The sequence below is a fragment of the Vibrio hepatarius genome (genome assembly GCF_001274785.1).
GTDB classification, from domain to species: domain Bacteria; phylum Pseudomonadota; class Gammaproteobacteria; order Enterobacterales; family Vibrionaceae; genus Vibrio; species Vibrio hepatarius.
The window spans coordinates 1-748 of sequence record NZ_LHPI01000074.1 but is presented as its reverse complement, the minus strand read 5'-3'; the positions used below and the strand labels follow the sequence as shown (position 1 = coordinate 748).

General features: G+C 40.0%; 1 protein-coding gene. It reads right to left on the bottom strand.

Annotation, left to right across the window (positions count from 1 at the left end; genetic code table 11):
• Positions 1-3: 3 nt before the first annotated feature.
• Positions 4-735 carry a hypothetical protein gene (locus tag AKJ31_RS22330; RefSeq protein WP_053411169.1) on the bottom strand — a complete coding sequence of 244 codons (732 nt, stop codon included), beginning with the start codon at positions 733-735 and terminating at the stop codon, positions 4-6.
• Between the last annotated feature and the right edge of the window lie 13 nt (positions 736-748).

Here is a 748-nt window from a genome sequence, read left to right as displayed (position 1 = left end):
GAATTACTCCACCACCTCTTCTTCATCTTGCTGATAAATAAGGTGCTTATATTGGTCATTGCGTCTTTTGATTTGGACAATCTCAATATCATGAAAAAGTGAACGTATGTGGTTTAGTAGCTCTTCTTTTTCTTGTTGATTCGAAGTAAATATCAACCCTTTGTATTGCATTTGCCCTTTCCCTGGGACAGTAAAAGAGAGCACGTAATCATTGATTAGATTAAAGAGAATACTTCTTTCATCCATGAACACGTATGATTTATCAACGGTTGGCTGGAAATTGGTCATCCTAAATGCCATCAACGCAAGCGCTCCTGCCCCTACAAAGGCCAGTGGTCCAAGTACAAAGACAGCAATAATACACACCGCAACCCCCACCCAAGCTAAGTCGCGAGCGATCTTGTAAGCTACCTCTGGGATCATATCTTGCTTGGTGTAATGAACACCCAATGAAGTTAAGTGGTAACAGCGATGTTTATCGGGAAAAAAAAGATACCTTGCTGCAAAAATCATCAAAGTCGCTATTACCAAGAAAACCCAAAACATAGAAGAACTAGTAGTCATACCTGTAACATACCAGATAAACCCAAAAGGAAAAGCTGATGAAATTATCGCACCCCCCCACTTTGCTAAGTTCTCGTGTTTTAGACCTGCGCCTTTATACTCCCAAGAATAGATGATTTTAGCGCCATAAAGCAGGGCTTTAAGTGACTCTATTGATTCTTTATTGGTCATTGTTTGTTACCTA

Coding starts and splice junctions, on each gene's coding strand:
- AKJ31_RS22330 (WP_053411169.1), bottom strand. CDS start 735: ATGACCAATAAAGAATCAATAGAGTCACTTAAAGCCCTGCTTTATGGC.